This window comes from Alistipes onderdonkii (assembly GCF_025145285.1).
Classification (GTDB): domain Bacteria; phylum Bacteroidota; class Bacteroidia; order Bacteroidales; family Rikenellaceae; genus Alistipes; species Alistipes onderdonkii.
Genome location: NZ_CP102251.1, coordinates 2,082,922 through 2,100,902 on the forward strand (window position 1 = coordinate 2,082,922; position 17,981 = coordinate 2,100,902).

General features: G+C 58.5%; 14 protein-coding genes. 9 read left to right on the top strand and 5 right to left on the bottom strand.

Annotated elements, in window-relative coordinates; all coding sequences use genetic code 11:
- Window positions 1-44 precede the first annotated feature (44 nt).
- The 4 genes from NQ559_RS08535 (at window position 45) to NQ559_RS08550 (ending at window position 5,525) form a co-directional block, all read left to right on the top strand.
- Window positions 45-1,202: a hypothetical protein gene (locus tag NQ559_RS08535; RefSeq protein WP_083923853.1), complete on the top strand. Its 1,158-nt coding sequence runs from the start codon at window positions 45-47 to the stop codon at window positions 1,200-1,202.
- 77 nt (window positions 1,203-1,279) lie between these two features.
- Complete coding sequence (locus NQ559_RS08540; RefSeq protein ID WP_026318413.1) at window positions 1,280-2,185, top strand: FimB/Mfa2 family fimbrial subunit; 906 nt, start codon at window positions 1,280-1,282, stop codon at window positions 2,183-2,185.
- Window positions 2,186-2,196: 11 nt separating this feature from the next.
- Window positions 2,197-4,614: a hypothetical protein gene (locus NQ559_RS08545; protein ID WP_018696156.1), complete on the top strand. Its 2,418-nt coding sequence runs from the start codon at window positions 2,197-2,199 to the stop codon at window positions 4,612-4,614.
- 11 nt (window positions 4,615-4,625) lie between these two features.
- Window positions 4,626-5,525 (top strand): DUF5106 domain-containing protein, encoded by a 900-nt coding sequence (locus NQ559_RS08550; protein WP_018696155.1) that lies wholly within the window; start codon window positions 4,626-4,628, stop codon window positions 5,523-5,525.
- A 181-nt stretch (window positions 5,526-5,706) separates the two neighbouring features.
- Here NQ559_RS08550 and NQ559_RS08555 read toward each other — a convergent pair whose 3' ends face one another.
- Window positions 5,707-6,135: an META domain-containing protein gene (locus tag NQ559_RS08555; RefSeq protein ID WP_018696154.1), complete on the bottom strand. Its 429-nt coding sequence runs from the start codon at window positions 6,133-6,135 to the stop codon at window positions 5,707-5,709.
- 76 nt (window positions 6,136-6,211) lie between these two features.
- Here NQ559_RS08555 and NQ559_RS08560 point away from each other — a divergent pair, with 76 nt between their 5' ends.
- From NQ559_RS08560 to NQ559_RS08570, 3 genes are all read left to right on the top strand, one after another.
- Window positions 6,212-6,586, top strand: coding sequence for a RidA family protein (locus tag NQ559_RS08560; RefSeq protein ID WP_018696153.1), 375 nt, complete (start codon window positions 6,212-6,214; stop codon window positions 6,584-6,586).
- A gap of 193 nt (window positions 6,587-6,779) precedes the next feature.
- Window positions 6,780-9,332 carry an adenosylcobalamin-dependent ribonucleoside-diphosphate reductase gene (locus NQ559_RS08565; RefSeq protein ID WP_018696152.1) on the top strand — a complete coding sequence of 851 codons (2,553 nt, stop codon included), beginning with the start codon at window positions 6,780-6,782 and terminating at the stop codon, window positions 9,330-9,332.
- 153 nt (window positions 9,333-9,485) lie between these two features.
- Window positions 9,486-10,685: an OmpA family protein gene (locus tag NQ559_RS08570; protein WP_022333859.1), complete on the top strand. Its 1,200-nt coding sequence runs from the start codon at window positions 9,486-9,488 to the stop codon at window positions 10,683-10,685.
- A gap of 364 nt (window positions 10,686-11,049) precedes the next feature.
- Here the strand turns inward: NQ559_RS08570 and NQ559_RS08575 are convergent, their stop codons facing one another.
- Together NQ559_RS08575 and recF are read right to left on the bottom strand one after the other, a co-directional pair.
- Window positions 11,050-11,322, bottom strand: coding sequence for a DciA family protein (locus tag NQ559_RS08575; RefSeq protein WP_018696150.1), 273 nt, complete (start codon window positions 11,320-11,322; stop codon window positions 11,050-11,052).
- Between the two features lie 14 nt (window positions 11,323-11,336).
- Entirely contained in the window at window positions 11,337-12,719 is a 1,383-nt protein-coding gene (gene recF / locus NQ559_RS08580; protein ID WP_018696149.1) for a DNA replication/repair protein RecF, read from the bottom strand.
- A gap of 237 nt (window positions 12,720-12,956) precedes the next feature.
- Here recF and NQ559_RS08585 point away from each other — a divergent pair, with 237 nt between their 5' ends.
- Both NQ559_RS08585 and ribH read left to right on the top strand, forming a co-directional pair.
- Window positions 12,957-13,640, top strand: a complete 684-nt coding sequence (locus NQ559_RS08585) for a tetratricopeptide repeat protein (protein ID WP_018696148.1) — start codon at window positions 12,957-12,959, stop codon at window positions 13,638-13,640.
- A gap of 9 nt (window positions 13,641-13,649) precedes the next feature.
- Window positions 13,650-14,180 (top strand): 6,7-dimethyl-8-ribityllumazine synthase, encoded by a 531-nt coding sequence (gene ribH / locus NQ559_RS08590; RefSeq protein WP_018696147.1) that lies wholly within the window; start codon window positions 13,650-13,652, stop codon window positions 14,178-14,180.
- A gap of 428 nt (window positions 14,181-14,608) precedes the next feature.
- On the opposite strand, the gene NQ559_RS08595 is transcribed toward ribH, so the two are convergent.
- Window positions 14,609-16,279 carry a BACON domain-containing protein gene (locus tag NQ559_RS08595; RefSeq protein ID WP_018696146.1) on the bottom strand — a complete coding sequence of 557 codons (1,671 nt, stop codon included), beginning with the start codon at window positions 16,277-16,279 and terminating at the stop codon, window positions 14,609-14,611.
- A gap of 18 nt (window positions 16,280-16,297) precedes the next feature.
- The gene (locus tag NQ559_RS08600) at window positions 16,298-17,980 is read right to left on the bottom strand and encodes a SusD/RagB family nutrient-binding outer membrane lipoprotein (protein ID WP_018696145.1); all 1,683 of its coding nucleotides are present in this window, start codon (window positions 17,978-17,980) and stop codon (window positions 16,298-16,300) included.
- Between the last annotated feature and the right edge of the window lies 1 nt (window position 17,981).

Sequence of the window (17,981 nt, forward strand, 5' to 3'; positions counted from 1 at the left end):
CGAACAAGTCACTTCATTTCATTCTCACTAAATTCTTCAATTCTATGAAATTTTCTAACTTGATTCTTGCAGCTTCAATAGTTGCGATGACTTTCGCTTCCTGCAACAAGGAAGATGAAGCCGGCACGGGAGACAACTCGCTCAAGAGCGTGACCATTTCGCTGGCCAACGTATTGTCGGGCACCCGTTCCGCCATACCTGACGGCGAGGGGGATCTGTCCGAAACCGAAATCAACCTGATCAACTATCAGGTATTCTTTTCCGATGGCACCAACCTCTATCGCGGGAAAAAAGCCGACGACCCGCAGACTGACGCACAGAATTTCTTTGTGGTCGGGGGCGATGTGGGCTTGGAACAATCTTTCCATTTCCTGCCTGCAGGTGTAAACAAGGTAATCGTTATCGGCAATGTTCGGGGTGATGACGGACAGGTGATTAAGACCGGTACGACGGGATTGACGGCTGCTGCCGAAGCCGACCTTGCCGAGCAGTTGGCAATCGACGGGCAGCAGGATGTGGACGAACTCACGCTATACGGCGAATCCGAGGCTTTGACTCTGTCCGCCCAGCATGCAGACCATTCGAACCCTGTTTATGAAGCCACGGTGAATATCGAACCCCTCGTCGCACGTGTCGAGGTGACAGGCATCGAATGTAACTTCGGGGACAGCCCGATTTACAGCGCGATCAAACTCCAGAAATTCGCGATCAACAATTACTACGCCCAGGCCGAGTTGACCGAAGGTACGATGTCGAAGTTGAAGAAAGCCAAAACTGACGAAACAGAGATATTCGACCATTTTGCAACCCTTACGGGAGATCAGTGGTACTATGAAAACCTGAACGGGGCCCTGCTGACACCGGCTGCGAACAAAAACGAAAAGAAATCTTACTACCATTTCTTCACGGCCGGGAGTGAGCTTGTCGATGCTGTCACGTCGGATGGCTATCCCCAGTTGCTCATGCAGGCTACCGGCCATGCCGATGCCTCCGGCAATGATGCCGGCACTCCGCTGTACCTGGCGACCAAAGCACTCAAGAATGCGAGCGGGAACCTTACGAAGTTCGAACGCGGCCATATTTACCGGGTGAATTTCATATTCAACGACAGTGATTTCGAACAGCCTGACAAATGTATTGATGTTACCGTAAAGGTGGCCAAGTGGACGGTACATGCCGACCTCACGCCCGTATTCAACTGATTTATCCTTATTCCGCAGGCGGGATCGACCGGCTCTCCGGCTCCGCCTGCGTTTTTACAACACAAACCGACAGACTTATGAGAACAACGAATATCGCCGGGTGCCTGTTGCTTTTCGCAGGGCTTTGCGCGTCGTGTATCCGCGAAGATCTGGGCGATTGCCATAATACCGATAAGCTGGTGCTGAGCTATAAAGGCGACGGTTCGGCCGAGATTTTCGGGTCGAAAATCTGCCGTGTCGAGATGTATGTCTTCGATGCGGACAACGACTGCGTCGGCTCCGGGGTCTTGTCGGAAGAAGAGGTCGCAAACCGTACGGCCGTGCTGCCGCCGCTCGATCCGGGCGATTACCGGATCGTTTGTTTAGCTAATACGCACCATACGGAAGTCGACAATCTGGACTGTCGCCGGTTCGACCAGATGAGGTTCGCCGCCGGGGATTACCTTGCAGGAAAGGTGGTCGCCGGCAACGATTCGCTCTATTACGCTTCCGCATCCTATACGGCTGAGCCGTACGATGCCGGGCGGGAAGACCGGACGCAGGTCGTCGGTTTTGCCAGTTCGCACTATAAGGTGTCGGTCGAGGTCGCCGGTGTGCCAGCCACCGGGCAGCGTGCAGACGGGACGCTCGTATTGGAACTCTGCAACGTGTCGCCCTGTACCGATTTCGAGAACCGCGCCTGCGGAGAAGCGACCACCTATCGTCTTGAAAGCAAATACGACGTCGGCAGGGCTTTGCTGACCGCCCGTGCCAACATTATGCGCCATAAAAACCACGAGGACGTGGCGCTTTGCGTGCGGCCCGCTTCGGGCGGTGAGCCGTTGGCCGAGGTCAACTTTGCCGAATTCCTCGCGATGCACGAGGATGTCATCGACTGCACCAGGCAAGAGGTGCTGATCCCGATCCGCATCGAGTTCAAGTCGGGGAGCGTGTCGATTACCGTTCCCGAATGGTATGTCGATGAAGTGAAACCTGAATTTTAAGGTATCGAGCCATGAGAAGAAGAACCTGCATATCGTTTTTCGTCCTGAGCGTCCTGTCCGCAGCGCTTTGCATTTCGTCGTGCGACAGGATGGAACTGATGCCGCAAAGGTCGCAGTCGGACGAAGGAAAAACGGTCACCCTGCGCGTGATTGTGCCCGAACCTGTCGTCGTGGATCCCATGACCCGTGCCGGCGCCGGCGATTTCGACAAGATCCGCGATCTGAACATCGTCGCCGCAGATGGCGGAAGCGACGATTCCGCACTGTTCGAGGTCTATTATGCCGACGGATCGCAGAACGGAGATCCGGCCGTCGAGATGGAAGAGGGAAAGGATATAACGATCCACTTTTCCGAAGAGTTTACGGGTCGGTATGGGCTGACCCGAAAAAAATTTTATATCGTCGCCAATTACGGCCGAAAGATCGACAAGGCTGCGGTGACTACCGTCGGGCTTCTGAAAGCTCTGAAACAGGAATCATCCGAGGGTTTCCCCGGCATTCCTGTCAATGGTTGTATGATGTTTGCCGAAGCCGGGCATGCCGGAACCCATACCCATCCGGATACCGGACAGACGGGGTTGTCCCTCTCCGCCGAACTGCGGCGTACGGTAGCCATGATTACGGTAGGTATCGACGGGTCGAGGTTGGCCGCGGGTGTTTCCATCGTCCCGCGCAGGATCAGCCTGCACAGGGTGCCGGTGCAGTGCTATCTTGGCATGGCGAACAAACCCTATGAAGACGAAACCCTCGGCATCGAGGAAATCGGCGAGCAGAAGGGCGACGGCGGCGAGCTGAACTGGCCGATGGTCGTGGGGGACGCAACGCTCTCTTCTGACCAGGGGCAGGCTCCGTCGTGGGCAGCCTCGGCAGAGACTTACGCCGGCGGGCATTACGCCGGCGATGACGAGAGCCTCGATGTTTCCGACCGAACCATCGCCCCGCTTTTCATGTTCGAAAATGACCATGGAGGCGATGCTTTCGGCCACGAGGATGGTATCCGTGATCCACGCCTCAAACGTCCATCTGCGTGCCGGATGGCGGGTGAATGGGGCAACCTGCTCGAGGATCGGTCTACTGCGACCTGCTCCTATCTCGAAGTCGAGGCGTTGTATTTGCGCCGGAATACCGATGGTACAACCCGATACGGGGGAACCGTCAGGTTCCGCTTCTTCTTGGGGGACGATGTCTCCCGGAACTTCGACGTGCTGCGCGACCACTATTATAAGGTCACCTTGCAGCTCGAAGGCAATGCCGTCACGGAAGGCGGCCAGGTCGATGAAAACGGGGATCTGACGGTGGATGGCTCCCAGGTTACGTGGCGCGTGGAAAGCGACCTGAGGAACGTCGTGATCGAGACCGGCGACATTATCGTAGGCGGTTCCGGCGAGTATTATCCCATCGACATCTCGGGGTTGGAGAGTCCCCGTATCTACGTGAAGACGGAAAATTCGTCTGCTGGAACTACAATGTTTGTCCACTATTTCAATGATGCGGGCGACGGTTCGGGCACCTGGGGTTCATTGGGTGGATGGCCTGCCGAAACACAGGTGTCCAAAACCGATGACGGCAGAACTGTTTTGTGGATATTTATCAGTCCATGGGATCCGAACCTGGAGGATATCTATGGTGACCAAGGGTTTAAGGACGGTATACGGAGTGTAGACGTGGTGCTAATGGACGATGACGGATCTAACGCAAAAGAACTCACTCGTTTTAAGATAGTGCAATACCAACCCATCCGGTACGAGGCATACGGAGACTATATCGTAAAAGAATACGGTCATCAACCGATAACGATGTATATCGACCGGGTGGATCGTGAGGCGATGCCGTGGGGGTTCGACGGAGAGGAATTGGATTATAACGCCAATAACGGCTATGCCAATACGTACCATCTTATCAGCGAAGGGCCGTTCGATCCCGACATATACCCCGGGCACGGAGGGAACCACCGGGACGTTGCCGTGAAATACCTTCCCTGGGGTAAACAGCACGGTGGCAGCGCATTGATTTATGCAACGACATTGTGGTACTTGCCGACTTATTTTCAATCTCCTTCGGGCACGATCAACGACCTGCTTAATAATAAGACCTTCCCCGACCATAATTCAGATCCGGGAGCGAACGGAACCGACTTGCATTGGGCCGTTCCGAGCATTATGGGCTGGCAGGTCATAGAGAAAGCCTCGATTGCCGGGGATTTGGATCCGAACCACCCGGTACTGCCCTACATGCAGTACTGGACTTCGAATGCTGTGGTTGCCGATCCGGATGCGGGCGGTGACGGCACCGGGACGAAAGACAGCTATACCTACCAGTTCGGCCGGGGATTGCACAGTTTGACGGAGCTCGATACCTATCCGGCCGATCTGAGACAGGATCGTGCAGTGGCCATGCGCTTCCGGTTGGTCGCTATCCAGGATAACTAAGGTGTGTGGCGATGAAGTTTCCCGTCGTTGGCCTCCTGGGTGCCGTCATTCTCCTGCGGGCCGGGGAGGGGGCATGCGGACAGGAGCCCCTGCGGGCAGCTGCATTCCGCCTGCCGGATGTCCCCGCCGCGCTGACCGAACCTGCCGAGAGGGCCGATTATCTGGCGCTGCATTATTGGGATCGCTTTGATTTTGCGGATACGACGCTTGTTCGCCGTCCGGAGATCACCGAGCAGGCTTTTGCCGACTTTGTCTGCATCCTGCCGTATGCGCCCCGTGCCGGCGCGGCTGTCGATTCGCTTTTTGCCCGTGCCGAAGTGGCGAAGGGGATGTTCTGCCATTTTATGGAGCTCGGTGATAAATACCTTGATGAGCCGGCTTCTCCTTTGTACAACGAGGAGTTGTACGCGTTGTTCCTGCGGGCGCAGCTCGATAGCCCCCTATTGGAGGAGGTGGAGAAAATCGGCCCCCGCACCCGATTGGCGGTGATGTCGAAAAACCGCCCCGGCGACCGTGCCGAAGATTTCACGTTCCGGTGCCGTGACGGCAGCCGCGGGCGTCTGTCGGAGATCGGAGCCGAATATACGCTGCTCTATTTCAATGCTCCCGATTGTGCCGATTGCCGGCGTGCCAAAGCCTATCTGGCCTCGTCTTCGGCTGTGGCCGGTTTGCTGCGGGACAAGCGGCTGGCCGTTGTTTCGGTATGCATCGGAACCGACCCCGAAGTGTGGAAGGAGACGGTCTGCCCGACGGGGTGGATCGACGCTATCGACGAAGAACAAACGCTTATGCACGATGCGGTGTACGATTTGAGGACGGTGCCTGCTATCTATCTGCTCGACAGAAATAAACGGGTGTTGCTGAAGAATGCTGCGCCCGATGAGGTCGGATCCTGGCTTGCCGGCCGGTGAGTTGCCGGGCTGCCGGGCTTGCCCCGTCCTGTCGTTTCGGGGTGTGCTGCCGGGGGGGGCTTGCATCTGCGACCCGGGCGGCTGAAAAGACAAGAACGGAAGAAATCGCACCGCAAAACGATTTTGGCGATTCCTTCCGTTCCTATTTATATTCTATTCCGGCCCTTGCCCGGCAGGTGTTTCAGGGTTTGGCCTGGAATACGGCTTTCAGTTCGCCGTCGCTCAGCAGCAGCAGCATCGGCCCGTCCATATCGTAGTGCGTGGTGGCTTCGAGCGCCTTGGTGAAGGCGTCCTCCTGTTCCATGCCCGGGCAGGCCATCATCGTCGAGGCGATCGGCCCGATCCTGAGCGCGCCCTTGTCTGTGGTTTCGTATTTGCCCATCAGGCGGTTGCAGGCTCCGACCCCCGCAAAGCGGTTCTCTTCGGCGAGGAACGTCAGGTTGAACTTGCCCTCTTGGGGTTTGACCGCCCTGCCGTTCAACTGTACGAGCTGCCATTCGGTGCCGACGAGCGGCCGGCGGTTTTTCTTCTGGTAGGAACGGCATTTGCAGCAACCCGCGGCGAGTGCCGCTACGGCTGCGATAACCGCGATTCTCAGCAAAATCTTCATAGCATATTCTTAAATGTGTTGTGCAAATATACGGAATATATCTTATCTTTGTGTGGAATTTGAAAAACACCCCGCTATGAAGAAGATTATCGCATCGCCCCACGCCCCCAAGGCCGTGGGCCCTTATTCGCAGGCCGTGGAGGCCGGCGGAGCGCTCTATGTTTCGGGACAGCTCCCCATCGACGGAGCGACCCAAAAGATGGCCGAAGGCATCGAGGCCCAGACGCGGCAGTCGCTCACCAACCTGCGCCATATCCTCGAAGAGGCCGGCTATACGCTCGGCGATGTGGTCAAGACGACCGTCCTGTTGCAGGACATCGGCGACTTTGCCGCGATGAATGCCGTTTACGCCGGGTTCTTCACCTCGGGAATGCCCGCGCGCGTATGCTACCAGGTCGCCGCACTCCCGATGGGGGCGCTGGTCGAGATCGACGCCGTCGCGGCGAAATAGCCGTTGCCGGACATCCCGTCCGCAGCAAATGTGCGCCCCATAAATGTGGGGCGCATGTTTTGCCTTTTTGTAAATAATTTGTGGATAAGTTTGGTGCCGTGCATTGGGTTATTCCATAGAAAAGAATGAATTTTGTAGAACCGGGTTTCGCCCGGATCGACGCTAAAAATCTGAAATAAAAGCAATAACAGTTATGTCTAAAGCCGTAAAACCCGAAGCGCCGCAGAAAGTCGATTACAACGATGCGGTTGCCGAGTCGAAAAAGTATTTCGACGGGGACGACCTTGCCGCGACGGTATGGGTCAGCAAATATGCCCTGAAAGACTCTTTCGGCAATATCTATGAAACGTCACCCCGACAGATGCACGAGCGTATCGCAGCCGAGATCGAGCGCATCGAGCGCAAGTATCCCAATCCGATGTCGCGCGAGGAGGTCTTCGGCCTGCTGGATCATTTCCGGTATGTGATCCCCCAGGGTGGCCCGATGACGGGTATCGGCAACAATTTCCAGGTGGCCTCGCTCTCGAACTGTTTCGTGATCGGGCACAAGCATCCGGCCGACTCCTACGGCGGCATCTTCCGCATGGACGAGGAGCAGGTGCAACTGATGAAGCGCCGCGGGGGCGTGGGGCACGACCTCTCGCACATCCGTCCCACGGGCAGCCCGGTGCTCAACTCGGCGCTCACGTCGACGGGTATCGTGCCTTTCATGGAGCGCTATTCCAACTCGACGCGCGAGGTGGCGCAGGACGGCCGCCGCGGTGCGCTGATGCTCTCGCTGTCGATCAAGCACCCCGATGCCGAGCGTTTCATCGACGCCAAGGTCGACACGGGCAAGGTCACGGGCGCCAACGTTTCGATCAAGATCGACGACGAGTTCATGCGTGCCGCCATCGCCGGCAAGAAATACCACCAGCAATTCCCGATCAATTCGGACAACCCCCGATACGAGCAGGATATCGACGCCCGGAAGCTCTGGGACAAGATCATCCACAATGCCTGGAAGTCGGCCGAGCCGGGCGTGCTGTTCTGGGATACGATCATCCGCGAAAGCGTGCCCGACTGCTATGCCGACGAGGGCTTCGTGACGGTTTCGACCAACCCCTGCGGTGAAATCCCGCTCTGCCCCTACGATTCGTGCCGCCTGCTGGCGCTCAATCTGCTGAGCTATGTGGACAACCCGTTCAAGAAGGATGCGAAGTTCAATTTCGACAAGTTCCGGTCGCACGTGGCCATGGCCATGCGCATGATGGACGACATCATCGACCTCGAACTGGAAAAAGTCGAGCAGATCATCGAGAAGATCGCCGCCGACCCCGAGGACGAGGACGTGCGCCGCGTGGAGCTGGAGCTGTGGAAGAAGATCCTCGGCATGGCGCAGAAGGGCCGCCGTACGGGCCTCGGCATCACGGCCGAAGGCGACATGCTCGCCGCACTGGGACTGGTATACGGTTCCGAGGAGGCGATCGCATTCGCCGTCGAGGTGCAGAAGACGCTGGCTGTCGAGGCTTACCGGGCTTCGGTGAAGATGGCCGCCGAGCGCGGTGCCTTCCCGGTCTACGACGCAGCCAAGGAGAAGGACAATCCGATGATCGCCCGCATCCGCGAGGCCGACCCGGAACTCTACGCCGAGATGGAGAAGGTCGGCCGCCGCAACATCGCCATGCTGACCATCGCCCCCACGGGTACCACGTCGCTCATGTCGCAGACCACGTCGGGCATCGAGCCGGTGTTCCGCACGGTCTACAAACGCCGCCGCAAGATCAACCCCTCCGACAAGGACACGCATGTGGACTATGAGGATGAAACGGGCGAAAAGTTCCAGGAATACAACGTCTACCACCACAACTTCGTGAAGTGGCTCGAGGCGAACGGATACGACACGTCGAAGCTCGCGACGATCTCCGACGAGGAGCTCGGGGAGTGGGTGGCCGCTTCGCCCTACCACGGGGCTACGGCCAACGACATCGACTGGGTGGCCAAGGTCAAGATGCAGGGTGCGATCCAGAAATGGGTCGACCACTCGATCTCGGTGACCGTCAACCTGCCGAACAATGTTTCGGAGGGGCTCGTGGCGCAGGTTTACCGCACGGCCTGGGAATGCGGCTGCAAGGGCGTCACGGTCTACCGCGACGGCTGCCGCGACGGTGTGCTGCTCGAAAAGGGCTCCAAAAAGAAGCAGAAGTGCGAGGAGCATCCCGGACAGGTGCCCAAGCGTCCCAAGTCGATCCCGGCCGACATCGTGCGTTTCAAGAACGGCACCGAGGACTGGATCGCCTTCGTGGGCCTGCAAGACGGCCGCCCCTACGAGGTCTTCACCGGTAAGATCGAGGAGGACGCCATGTATATCCCCCGCAAGATCGACAAGGGCTATATTATAAAGGTACGCGAAGAGGACGGCACCAAACGTTACGACTTCCAGTATACCGACCGTTACGGCTATACGAATACCATCGGCGGTATCTCGCGTCTGTTCGACGAGGAGTTCTGGAACTACGCCAAGCTGATCTCGGGTGTCCTGCGCCATGGCATGCCGATCGAGAAGACCGTCTCGCTGATCGAATCGCTCCACCTGAACAGCGAGTCGATCAATACGTGGAAGACGGGCGTCTGCCGCGCCCTGAAGCAGTATATCGTCGACGGCACCAAGTCGAAAGGCAAGTGCCCGAGCTGCGGACAGGAGAATATGGCCTACCAGAATGGCTGTCTTACGTGCATGTCGTGCGGTTATTCGAAGTGTGGTTGATTCCGTAAGGATTTAATCCTGAGCTTAAAAGGCTGGAAACATACGTTTCCAGCCTTTTTTGTGCGGTTTCGGCGCTGTTTTTGTGCTATGGCCTGTCAATTAACGGTTTCGGGAAAAGAGAAACTTTATTATTGGGATTAAATATTATTGACCATGAAAAAACTTATTCTATTGTTGGCAGCCGTGGCATTGGCTACGTCTGTGTGGGCGCAGGATACGCCCAAAAAACCGAGCTTTGCCGGTTTCGTGTCGAACGGTTTCTGGGATAACTGGGAAATTACGCTTGGAGGCGGTGCCGGTACGGCCCTTTCCAACGGTACCAACCAGGGGAGTTTCGGCGACCGTATCAATTTCGAGGCCAACTTCGGCCTTACCAAATGGTTCCATCCGGTGACCGGTATGCGCCTCCAGCTGCAGGGCGGCCGGTTCGCCAATTTCGACGATGTGCTGGGCAAGGCGAAATGGCCCTATTTGTTCGTGCATGCCGATTTCATGCTCAACTTCTCCAACTGGGCAGGGGGTTACCGTGAAGACCGAGCCTACTATGCCGTGCCGTTCGCCGGTTTCGGATATATGGCCTCGAACTTCACCGACAAGAGCCACGAGAACAACGGTTCGGGTACGCACCAGTCGTTCGCGTTCACTTTGGGCTGGCTCAACAAGTTCCGCATTTCGCCGTCGTTCGATTTCAATATCGAACTCAAAGGGCTGATAGCGCCTTCGCGGGTCAGCCCCGTTGCGATGGACGGCTCCTACCTGTTCGGCTTCAGCGCTACGGCAGGTTTCACCTACCGCTTTAACAAGCGCGGCTGGCAGCGCGGTGTTGCGGGCTATACCGTTGCGGACATCCAGGCTTTCCAGGACGCCGTAGCCGCCAGCATGGCCGCTGCCGCCGCCATGGAGGTCGAGAATGCCCAGCTGGCACAGCAGCTTGCCGCCTCGCAGGCCGAGCTCGCCGCCACGGCCGATGCCGCAGCTGCGGCAGCTACTGCCGCCGCGGCCGCTACCGTCGTTGCCGCCGAGGAGCAGGTTGCAGCCGATACTTCGATCATCCTCTTCGATTACAGCATGTCGTGGCTGACCCCGCAGGAGAAGACCCGCCTCGAGCTGGTGGCCGAGAAGATCAAGAACGGCCCGCAGGACATGGTTTACCAGATCGTGGGCCATGCCGACCAGCAGACGGGAACCAAGGCCGGAAACAAGCGCGTCGCCGAGCACCGTGCCAAGCGGGTATTCGACTTCCTCGTATCGAAGGGCGTCAACCCCAAGCAGCTGAATTACGAGGGCAAGGGCAACTCGCCCGATCCGTTCAAGAAGGTCCAGGCCGCCAACCGTGCCGCGATCATCCAGTAATCGGGAGCGAGGCTGCGGGCTTCCCCCGAAGTAGAAAAGAAAAAGGTGCAGGATTGTTCTGCACCTTTTTTTGTCCTGATTTCCGGGGCTGCTGTTTCCGGGGCTTCGCCTGTCGTGGCCGGGGGGGCTTGGCCGGAGATTCACCGGCGTTGGCCGGGGATTTGCCCGCGGCGTCCGGCTCCCGGTTTTCGGCAGCCCTGACTCCGAGGGTACTGATTCGGTGAGCCTGTTTCCGGTGAGCCCTGATTTAAGCAACTCTGTTTCCGACAGCTCTGTTTCCTGCGGCCCGGAGCTCGGCAGCCCTGTATTTGACCGCCCGTCTTGCGGCAGCCCTGTGTTTGCCGGGCGGTGGCGGCTGTGTGTTTTACCGGATGATCACGGCATTGACCAGCCGCACGCCCGAGCGGCGGTTGATCTCCTCCTTGAGCGCCTCGCGCTGGTAGAAAAGCTCCGAGCGGAGCACGCTCGACTGGATGCGGGCATAGAGGATGTGGTTTTCGATTTTCAGCTCGGTCGTAACCTCCGCGGCGCGGTCGCCCACGATCTCGCGCCAGGTGTCGGGCAGTTTCCCTTCGGCGACTTTCGCCGCGACATAGGGGCGTTTGAAAAACTCCTCCAGCAGGTCGCCCATCAGCATGGTCTTCGTCCGTCTCATGGCCGTCCTCCTTCCGATGCTGCATCCCCGGGGCGTGCCCCGTTGCCGTCGGGTTCTGCTGCCGGTTCTTCGGCAGGCTCCGGTGCCGGGGCTGGTTCCGAAGGCCGCGCGGGTTCTCCCGCCGGCGATTCCCCGGTTTGCCCTTCCGTCCGTTCCGCGGCCGCAGACCCGGTTTGTCCCTGTGTCTTATCCTTCGCCGGTTCCGCGGCCTTGTCCGTTGCCGCATTCCCGGGCTGGTTCCCGGCCGATCCTTTGTCCGGGTCAGCCGCGGCAGCCGTTGCCGTTGCATTCCCCTGCGTCACCGCCCCGTTCCCGACCGTGAAAAGCGCATATTCGCCGCCCGCCTTGTCGAGGATCGTACGCAGCCGTGTGGGGTTGCAGTCGGTAATCATGATCTGCCCGAACGAATCTTCGGACACGAGGCGGATCAACTGCTCCACGCGCCCGGCGTCGAGCTTGTCGAAGAGGTCGTCCAGCAGCAGGATCGGTTTTTCGCCCTTTTCCCGGGCGACGATGGTGTATTGCGCCAGTTTGAGGGCTATCAGGAACGATTTCTGCTGCCCCTGCGACCCGTATTTGCGCAGGGGGTAGCCGCCGATTTTCAGCACCAGGTCGTCGCGGTGGATGCCTGCCGTGGTGAATTCGTTGGCGAGGTCTTTCTGCCGTGCCGCGAGGAGCAGTTCGTCGAACGGCCGGTCGTTCAGCTCCGACTTGTAGTGCAGTTCGACCTGCTCGCGGTCGCCCGAGAGGGTGCGGTAATAGTCCGCGACGACGGGTTGCAGCCGTTGCGTGAACTCCCGCCGCAGGGCGTGTATCCGGTTGCCCTGCTCGACGAGTTGCATGTCGTAAATGCGGAGCATCGTTTCGTCGGGCATGTTCTTGAGCAGGCGGTTGCGTTCGGCCAGCACGCCGTTGTAACGCATTACGGCGGCCAGGTAGGTGCGGTCGAGCTGCGAGATGAAGCCGTTGAGGTAGCGGCGGCGTTCGTCCGCGGCGTCGCTGATGAGCGCACTGTCGGCCGGCGACACGATCACGGCCGGAATCAGCCCCACGTGATCCGACAGCCGTTCGTATTCCTTCCCGTTGCGTTTGAGCACCTTGCCGCCCTTGCGCGAGAACGAGCACACGACGCTCTCCGTCTTGCCCGCATCGGTGAGGTACTGTCCTTCGGCGAGGAAGAAATCCGCGCCGTGGCGGACGCTCTGCCCGTCGGTCATCGCCAGCGACGACTTGCACATCGAAAGGTAATAAACCGCGTCGATGATGTTGGTCTTGCCCGCCCCGTTGTCACCCACTAGGCAGTTGATGCCGGGGCACAGGGCGAGTTCCTCCTGTGCGATATTCTTGAAGTTGAGCAGCGATATTTTCTTCAGATACATGGTTCAAAGATAGTGCAAGCCGAGCGCAATGCCAAATTTATTTGGGCATTGCCAAGGCGCCGCCTGTGTTCTGTAAAGATAGTGCAAGCCGGGCGCAATGCCAAATTTATTTGGGCAATGCGGTGCCGCATCTGTCCGATGCTGCAAAAAAACGGGATGCGGCATTGTACATTGTGAATAGTTTTGTATCTTTGCTGCCTAACGTACGGAATTATAAACTAAACAAGATAGATTTTTATGGCAAAACAGCATGTCGCCGAGCAGGAAACCCTCGGCGAAGCAATGAACAAAACTGAGTTTTTCTTCGAGAAGAACGGCCGCATGTTGTCGTATGTTTTCCTCGGCTTGCTGGTGCTCGCAGCCCTCGTTTTCGGCTACCGCGCACTGGTCGTGTCGCCGCGTGCCGAGAAGGCCGCCGAGATGATCGCCGAGGCGCAGTACCGTTTCGAGGATCAGAATGCGGACTATGCGCTGGCACTCGAAGGCGATGCCAACGGTGCTGGCTTCCTCGAAGTGATCGAGAAGTACGGCTCGACCCCTTCGGGCAATCTTGCCAAACACTACGCCGGCATCTGCTACCTGAAGGCCGGCGACCTGGAGAATGCCGCCGAATTCCTGGCCAGGTATTCGCCCGTGAAGGGTATCCCGGGTGCGCTGATCAACGCCCAGAACTACGGGTTGCAGGGTGACATCGCCGTCGAGCAAAAGGACTACGCCAAGGCCGTGAAATTCTACGACAAAGCAGTAGCGGCTGCCGACAACAACCTCACCGCTCCGATGTACCTCCGCAAAGCCGGTCTGGCCGAGCAGGCTCAGGGCAACGGCGCGAAAGCGGCCGCATACTACGAGCGGATCCTGACTTCGTACCCTGCGTCGATGGACGCGCGCGACGCGGAGAAACTTCTCGGCAGCATAAAATAACCGGGGACTATGGCGACCAAGAATCATAACCTTTCCCAATTCGATTCACCCCTGCCTTCGGCCGCCGAGATGCGGTTCGGCATCGTCGTGGCCGAGTGGAACCGCGAGGTCACCGAAGCCCTTCTCGAAGGCGCCGTGCGCACGTTGCGTGCCGCCGGATGCCCCGACCTGAACATCCAGATCAAATATGTCCCCGGGACGTTCGAACTGGCGCTCGGCGCACAGTTTTTCGCCGAATATACCGATGTCGACGCGGTGATTGCGCTCGGGTGTGTCATCCAGGGCGATACGCGCCATTTCGATTTCATTTGCCAGGGCGTGACGCAGGGTATCACCCAGCTGCAGATCCAGTGGAACATGCCGATCGCATTCGGTGTGCTGACCGTCAACGACATGCAGCAGGCGCTCGACCGCTGCGGCGGCCGCCACGGCAACAAGGGCGATGAAGCGGCTGCGACGGCCATCAACATGGTCAAGTTGCAGATCGACATGGAAGCCGCTTCCCCCGACCACGAACCCGACCGGCGGAACATCAACTGACGAACTTTGATACAGACATTTAAGGGAGCCCTCGCACGGCTCCCTTTTTTGCGGCTTTTCCGGTGGTGCGTATCGCTATCGTTTGCGCCCGTGAGCCGTGAACTGCAAATCATGAACTGTGCGCTGTGAATTGTAGACTGTGCGCCGTGTGCTGAGAGACGGTGAGCCTCGTACCGTGAACCGCGTGTGTCCAGCGCCGTACGCTGTGCGCGTTGAACTCGTGTGCCCGTTTCCGTTTCCGTGCATCCCTTCCTGCTGCCCGATATGCCCCGGGTTGCCGCGCACGGCATGGACGGATGGGGATGCGCTTTGGGCCTGATTCACCTTGGGCCTGATGGGCCCGGCCTTCGGCAATGGGCGCCCGGGGCCGGAATAAAAGGACAGGGAGGCCAGAAGGCCTCCCTGTACCCTGTGGAGATTGCCCGGTGTTATTCGACAACCTGAATGACCGGACTGTCGTTGTACCCGTTATCGGCGGAACTTGCCCAGCGGATCGTACCGCCGTTGGGTTCCGTACCGCCCGTGGTATTGGCTTCGCAATAGAACCGGATCTTGACGCTGCCGTCGCTAATGCCGCGTGCGAAGGTCATCGTCACGTCGATCTGCATGTTGGCCGTCGGTACCAGATGCGTGTAGGTGATCTGTTCCCCGTTGACGGTTGCGGTTTGCGTGTCGGTCGCCGGTTTCCAGCTCGTACCGTCCATATATTGCAGGCTCCAGTACTTCTGTCCGGTGCCGGAGATACGTGTGAGACCCGTAAAACGAACCTTCGTTCCCGACTTGAAGTTCTTGACCGGAACTTCGAATAACCAGTAGTCGCCCTTCCATGCTCCCGTGACGTAGGGTTGTCCCGTGCCGCCGATCATGCGCGTGCTGTTGGGGTGCAGGCTGCCGTCGGAGTTGAAGGTGTGGAAGTAGGAGATATAACCTACGCCCGACGAGGCCATGAGCTTGTTGTTCTGCTCGAACTGCTCTTTCGGAACCGTGTAGTCCGTGCCCGATGCACCGTTGAAGAACCACTTTACCGGAGCGTCCAGACCTTCCAGCGGCCCGCCTTCCGCCAGGCTTTCCTGTGTCACGAAGATCTCCTTGACGGCTTTGGTGCCGAGCACCTCGTCCGAGATGATCGAGAACGAAGCGGAGCGTTCGTCGAGCGAGAGGTTGCTGGTCGCTTTCACCGTCATGACATACTCCTTGTCCGCTTCGCCGGCCGAGGGCGTGACCTCGATCCATGCGTTCTCGGCAACCGAAATCGTCCAGTCCCAGTTGGATTTCACCTTGAAGGTGAATGCATTGGGCTGGTAGGCCGGAAACGGGGGCAGTGCAAGGTCGTCGCCGATGTCCTCGCTCGTAATCTCGATCTGCGGCGTGATGTCCTGCAGGATGTTCAGGTCGGCTCTGATGTCCTTGTACTGGCCGCTGCCCTTGAAGGCGATGCTGAAATCACGGCTCAGGGATGCCGGCTGCTCGGGATACTCCTCGATGTCGAGCGTGAAAGTCCCGTTGCCCGTCTCGGTGAAGGTTGCCCATTCGGCTTTTTCGGGTTCGTAGAACGGCGTCACGTTCGACGCGACCTTGATGTCGTAATGGGCGGCATAGCGTCCCGCTACGATCTCGTTCGTCTCGATGTTGTTGACGACGAACCTGATGTAAGGTTTGTTGGCGCTCTGGTTGACGACGAGGGTCGTTTCGGTCTGCCTGCCGTCCGCATAGCGGAATACGACCGTCGCCGAACGCGGGGTGTTGGCATCGTTGTCCTCCAGGCAGAAGCGTACCTTGCCGTCGCCCTGGCCTGTCTTGGGGTAGAATTTGATCCAGTCTCCGTCCGTGGAGTTGCATTCGACACTCCAGTTGCAGTTCGAACGGATGTCGTAACGGATCAGTTCGAGCGTGGCGTCGCCGATGATGGCCTCGGCGTCGAAACCCAGGTCGGAGGAGGCGGTCACCAGCTTGCTCGATACGACGGTATTCTCCAGCCGGAAGTAGGGGCTGCCGCCCTCCGTGTCGTCGTCGCTGCACGAGACGAAGGCCGCCGGGATCAGGAGCAGCGCCGACATGGCCAGGCCCCTCATGTTGCGGAATATGTTTTTCGCGTTCATAGTGCGTTCGTTTTTAGATTATAGGTTCTCTTCGGCGATGACATTCTTGCGGAACGAGTGTTCCCACGGCTGCCCGGCATCCTTGGCGACGGCCTGGCCGCTCCACCATATCGGGAAGACCATGGTGTTGTCGTTGATGGTACCGCCCTGTGCCTCGAATGCGGCCGTATAGTTTGCACGGTTGTTGGCGATCGCGATCGACGGATAGGGATAGCGGGCGATGAACTTTCCGCCCGTGGCGTTCAGCTCGATCGTTCCCATGCCGGTCTTGCACTCGGGATACCCCGTGCGGCGCATTTCGTGGTACATCTGGAAGCCGATGACCCAGAACAGCGAGAGCCATTTCTGCTCGGCGAGGCGCTGCTGGGTATTGTTCCATTTTACCTGGTCGCTCGCCAGCAGTGCGGCGATGTTCTTCTGCGTGATGGCTACGGTCTTGAGTTCGATCTTGTTCGACGCGTTGAGTTCGGGGTAGGAAGCGTAAATGCCGTATTCGCCCCATTTCTGGCACGACGCGGTGATCGCCGCTTCGTAATACTCCTTGGCGGAGCCCGATATCCAGCCGTTCATCGCTGCTTCGGCCTTGATGAAGAGCAGCTCGTCGTAGTCGAGCATGTGGTTGGGGCGCGTGTCGCCCACCAGCGTTTCGTAATGCAGGTAGGGTTCGCGTTCGCTGATGGAGGTGATGCCGTTGTAGTTGATCGTACAGCCCGAGACGGCGCCGATCATTTCGCGGATCACGTCGGGCTCGGTCGCACTGGGATACTGGATGTAGCGGGGCTTGATCCAGATGCGCAGGCGCGGGTCGACGAAGCCGTCCGAAGCGTCGTAGAGCAGGTCGAGCAGCTGTGCGGCGATGTGGTGGTCGCTCGACAGGCTCTTGTCGTCGGGGAACGAACTGGAGTTGAAATAGGTCTTGTAATACTCCGCGCTGCCGGAGAACTTCACGGTGGCGTTGTCGTCGTTCGACTCGAAGACGGGGTATTTGCCCGGGTTGGAGATGATCTGGTTGATCTGCTCGCCGACCGTGGGGGTGAAGGCGTTGTTACGGCCGCTCACGCGCATCAGCAGACGCAGGCGCAGCGTGTTGGTGAATTTCTGCCACTTGGCGATGTCGCCGCCGTAGATGCCGTCCTTGGTGGGGTCGTCCAGCCCCAGGCTGGCGTTGTAGAGCGAGTTGGCCAGCTCGAGTTCCTCCAGCATGGCCGTATAGACCTCCTGCTGCGAGTCGATATGCGGGGTGTTGATGCCCTCGCCGCCCTTGAGCGCCTCGCGGTAGGCGATCGAACCGAACATGTCGGTGAGGATCGACATGTTATAGACCTTCAGCGTCAGGCCGATGGCCTGGAAGTTGGGCTGGTTCTGCGCCACGGCCAGGTCGTACATGTGCTTGGCATTGCCGGCCCATTTGTACCCGAGGTTCCAGATGGCCTTGAAATTGCCGTCGGCAAGGTTGTAGCAGTGTTCGCGGCGCGGTGTCGACTTGGCCACGGTGACCTGCGAAATCTCGTTGGCGATGCTCAGCATGTAGGACGAATAGCTGTTCGTGGAGCTGTAAATCAGCGGTTCGAGCAGCGCGATGGGGGCTACCGACCCTTCCGATTGTTTGTTCGGATTGGTGTTGTAATCCTCGAAATCGTTCGTACATGCGCCCGATGCGGCGAGCAGCGCGAGTATCAGGATATATTTTGCGTATTTCATG

Excerpts from the sequence above, each read along its gene's own strand:
- NQ559_RS08545 (WP_018696156.1), top strand. The coding sequence starts at position 2,197 with ATGAGAAGAAGAACCTGCATATCGTTTTTCGTCCTGAGCGTCCTGTCC.
- NQ559_RS08570 (WP_022333859.1), top strand. The coding sequence starts at position 9,486 with ATGAAAAAACTTATTCTATTGTTGGCAGCCGTGGCATTGGCTACGTCT.
- NQ559_RS08575 (WP_018696150.1), bottom strand. The coding sequence starts at position 11,322 with ATGCTGATGGGCGACCTGCTGGAGGAGTTTTTCAAACGCCCCTATGTC.
- NQ559_RS08550 (WP_018696155.1), top strand. The coding sequence starts at position 4,626 with ATGAAGTTTCCCGTCGTTGGCCTCCTGGGTGCCGTCATTCTCCTGCGG.
- NQ559_RS08540 (WP_026318413.1), top strand. The coding sequence starts at position 1,280 with ATGAGAACAACGAATATCGCCGGGTGCCTGTTGCTTTTCGCAGGGCTT.
- ribH (WP_018696147.1), top strand. The coding sequence starts at position 13,650 with ATGGCGACCAAGAATCATAACCTTTCCCAATTCGATTCACCCCTGCCT.
- NQ559_RS08560 (WP_018696153.1), top strand. The coding sequence starts at position 6,212 with ATGAAGAAGATTATCGCATCGCCCCACGCCCCCAAGGCCGTGGGCCCT.
- recF (WP_018696149.1), bottom strand. The coding sequence starts at position 12,719 with ATGTATCTGAAGAAAATATCGCTGCTCAACTTCAAGAATATCGCACAG.
- NQ559_RS08595 (WP_018696146.1), bottom strand. The coding sequence starts at position 16,279 with ATGAACGCGAAAAACATATTCCGCAACATGAGGGGCCTGGCCATGTCG.
- NQ559_RS08600 (WP_018696145.1), bottom strand. The coding sequence starts at position 17,980 with ATGAAATACGCAAAATATATCCTGATACTCGCGCTGCTCGCCGCATCG.
- NQ559_RS08535 (WP_083923853.1), top strand. The coding sequence starts at position 45 with ATGAAATTTTCTAACTTGATTCTTGCAGCTTCAATAGTTGCGATGACT.
- NQ559_RS08585 (WP_018696148.1), top strand. The coding sequence starts at position 12,957 with ATGGCAAAACAGCATGTCGCCGAGCAGGAAACCCTCGGCGAAGCAATG.
- NQ559_RS08555 (WP_018696154.1), bottom strand. The coding sequence starts at position 6,135 with ATGAAGATTTTGCTGAGAATCGCGGTTATCGCAGCCGTAGCGGCACTC.
- NQ559_RS08565 (WP_018696152.1), top strand. The coding sequence starts at position 6,780 with ATGTCTAAAGCCGTAAAACCCGAAGCGCCGCAGAAAGTCGATTACAAC.